This window comes from Streptomyces sp. NPDC058955 (assembly GCF_042741435.1).
Taxonomy (GTDB): domain Bacteria; phylum Actinomycetota; class Actinomycetes; order Streptomycetales; family Streptomycetaceae; genus Streptomyces.
This window is the reverse complement of record NZ_JBHYKM010000139.1, coordinates 13,472-16,724: the sequence shown is the minus strand read 5'-3', so window position 1 is coordinate 16,724 and position 3,253 is coordinate 13,472. Positions and strand designations below refer to the sequence as shown.

Here is a 3,253-nt window from a genome sequence, read left to right as displayed (position 1 = left end):
GGGCGTTTTTGACTGGGTGTCAGACACTTCGTCACACCCCTCGGGGATCTTGTCCCCCACCCCCCACCCCCCCCCCCCCGGCCGGGGGCCCCGCCACCCCACCCCCGCCCCCGCCCCCTCGGCGCTTCCCGGGGCCCGGCTCACCGCATCCGGGCCAGCCGCTCCCGCAGCCGCCGCGCCTCCCGCAGCCGCCGCTCGTAGGTGGCGCCCACGGCGAGCAGCAGCAGCCCCGCGGCCGCCGGCGGCAGCCAGCGCGGCAGCGCCCCGACCAGCTGCACCACGTACGGCGCCAGCTCGTGCGCCGCCACCAGCGCGAGCACCGACCCGCCGAGCAGCAGCGGCGCCCGCAGCCGGAACCGCGCCCCCAGCAGCGTCACCGCCAGCGCCCCCGTCCCCAGCAGCAGCGGGCGCACCCAGGACGGGTCCGACCAGACCGCGACCAGGCTCGGCAGCAGCGTCGCCGCGAGCCCCGGGCCGTACGCGACCCAGGACGAGGCCGCCGCGTCCCGGCGCCGCCGCAGGAAGCCGACCACCAGCGCCGGCACCGTCACCGGCAGCGTGTACGCCTCCGGCACCGTCACCCCCCACACCGCGAGCCGCACCCACGCCGCCGCCAGGAACAGCGCCCCCGCCGCCCACGAGGCCGCCCGCCGGCGCTCCGGCCGCAGCGCCGTCGCCGCGGCGATCAGACCGCCCAGCGCCAGCGCCAGGGCCAGCACCGCCGGCCGCGGCACCGTGAGCGCCAGGCCCACCGCGCCGACCGCCACCCCCGTCGCCTCGACCGCCGCCGACCGGAACCGCGCCGCCAGGGCCGCCGTGCCCGCCGGGACGAGCAGCAGCACCAGCCCGGCCGTGGCCGGCGCGAACCCCGCCGCCGCGGACCCGGCACCCGCCAGCCCCGCCGCCGCCAGCACCGCCGCCGAGGACGCCACCTCACGGACCGCACCCGCACCGAGCACGGCCGCCGCCACGAACAGCCCCAGCAGCACCCCCAGCACCGCGAACGTCGCCGCCCGCGTGTCCAGCGCCGACAGCAGCGCCGAGGCCGACCCGGCCGCCAGACCCGTCCAGGCGAGCAGCGCACCCGGCGCCACCGGTGCCGCCTGCGCCCCGGCCGTCCACGCCGCGCCCCAGGCGCCCGCCGGACGCTCCGGAGCCGGAGCCGGCTCCGGCAGACCGCGGGTGAGCGCCCCGGGCCGCACCGCGAGCGCCAGCGCCCCGCCCGTCGCCACCAGCCGGACCGCGAGCCCCGCCGCGTACGGCAGCTCCAGGACCACCGGCAGCGCCGTCAGCAGCGCCCAGCCGAGCACCACCGCGCCCCACCGGCCCCACAGCCGCCCGGTCGCCGCCGCCCCGCCCGCCGCGAGCAGCAGCACCAGGGCCGCCGTCGCCGGATACCCGACGGGCACCGGCTCCGCGTGCGCGCCGGACCAGACGCCCGCGCTCCGGTCCGCCGGGCCCAGCAGCCCGCCCAGCACCGGCGGCAGCGCCCACACCACCCCGAGCGCCGCGACCCCGCCCCCGGCGAGCCCGAACCCCGCCCGTACCGCGTCCGGGATCCGCACGGCCCCGACCGGCCGCCACAGCGCCCCGAGCGCCAGACCGCACACCACGTACACCGGCACCGCCCAGTCCGACGGCAGCGCCGCCCGCACCGGACCGCCCACCGCCGCCACCACGGCCAGACCGGCCACCGCCGCCAGCGCACCGGCCGCCGGACGCGCCGCCCGGACCGCGTACAGGCACAGCGCGGCGCAGCCGACCAGCAGCGGAGCGCCGGTCCACGGGCTCGTCACCGAGAGCCAGCCGCCCGTCAGCAGCGCCCAGGCCGCCAGCACGCCCGCCGAGGCCCCCGCCGTGATCCGCGCCGCGAGCACCACCGGACGCGCGAGCAGCAGCAGATCCGCCGCCGCCGTCAGCACCGCCGCCCACGCCACGACCGCCGGACCGCCGCCCGCCGCCACCGCGCCCAGCGGCAGCGGAAGCTGCGCCGCCGCCACCGCCGCCGGGAACGGCAGCCGCAGCCCCCGCAGCAGCCCGCCGTACGCCGCCCACACACCCGCCAGGACCGCCGCGGCCACCGCCGCGTACCCCGTCCCGTCCGTCCCCGGCAGCGCCACCCGGTGCAGCGCGTACGCGTCCAGGACCGTCAGGACCAGCCCCAGCGCGCCCACCGCCGCCGCCGTCGAGGCCAGCCCCCGGCGCAGCAGCACCGCCGGCGCGGCCAGCGCCGCCGACGTCACCGCCAACAGCACCGCCGAACGCCCCGCGATCCCCATCGAGCCCCAGCTCACCAGCGTGAACGCGAGCGCCGCGACCGCCAGCAGGATCCCGCCCAGCGTCAGCAGCGCGTTCTGCGCCCCGCGCGGCGAGGTCTCCGCCGGCGCCGTACCCCCGAACGGCGCGGCCGGCCGCCCGGCGGGGGAGTACAGCACGCCCAGCAGCCACGCCCGCCGGGCCAGCAACTCGGCCCGGCGCGCGTCGAGTCGGCCCAGCTCCTCGTCGACGAGCCGCAGCTCCTCGGCCGGCGGCAGTTTCATGTCCATGACCGGAGTGTCGCGCCGCGCCCGCGTCCCGGGAATGCGCGCTGCTACTCAGATCCGCACCGAGTACCCACACTGGACCCATGGACTGGTGCCGGTACCGCTTCCGCAGCGTCTGGCGGCTCGCCGCCCCGCCCGACCGGGTCTACGCCGTCCTCGCCCACGCCGAGGACTACCCCCGCTGGTGGCCCCAGGTCCGCGCCGTCGTCCCCCGCGACGGCACCACCGGCACCGCCCGCTTCCGCTCCCTGCTCCCGTACGACCTCCACGTCACCGCCCGCGCCCTGCGTCAGGACCCCGAGGCCCGCGTGCTGGAGGTCCGGCTCGACGGCGACCTGGAGGGCTGGGCCCGCTGGACCCTCACCCCCGACGGCACCGGCACCCACGCCCTGTACGAACAGGAGGTCGAGGTCCGCGCCCGGCTGCTGCGCCTCCTCGCCGTCCCCGGCCGCCCCTTCTTCCGCGCCAACCACGCCCTGATGATGCGCGGCGGCCGACGCGGGCTCGCCGCCCGCCTGCGCTCCGGATGAATTTGGAACCCGGCCCGTGAGCCCTGTATGGTTCAACCCGTTCCCGGGCGATTAGCTCAGCGGGAGAGCACTTCGTTCACACCGAAGGGGTCACTGGTTCGATCCCAGTATCGCCCACCGGGAGAGGGGGGGGGGGGGGGGGCGACGCGCGACCGCGACGCGCGGGGTGAGCGCGCGCCC

General features: G+C 79.6%; 2 protein-coding genes and 1 tRNA gene. 2 read left to right on the top strand and 1 reads right to left on the bottom strand.

Annotated features, from left to right (window positions below; all coding sequences use genetic code 11):
- Window positions 1–140 precede the first annotated feature (140 nt).
- Entirely contained in the window at window positions 141–2,546 is a 2,406-nt protein-coding gene (locus tag ACFW1I_RS33810) for an SCO7613 C-terminal domain-containing membrane protein (protein WP_384677172.1), read from the bottom strand.
- Between the two features lie 80 nt (window positions 2,547–2,626).
- Between ACFW1I_RS33810 and ACFW1I_RS33805 the strand changes: the two genes are divergently transcribed.
- Together ACFW1I_RS33805 and ACFW1I_RS33800 are read left to right on the top strand one after the other, a co-directional pair.
- Entirely contained in the window at window positions 2,627–3,073 is a 447-nt protein-coding gene (locus tag ACFW1I_RS33805) for an SRPBCC family protein (protein ID WP_384677170.1), read from the top strand.
- Window positions 3,074–3,118: 45 nt separating this feature from the next.
- A tRNA-Val gene (locus tag ACFW1I_RS33800) sits at window positions 3,119–3,190 on the top strand.
- The last annotated feature ends 63 nt before the right edge of the window (window positions 3,191–3,253 follow it).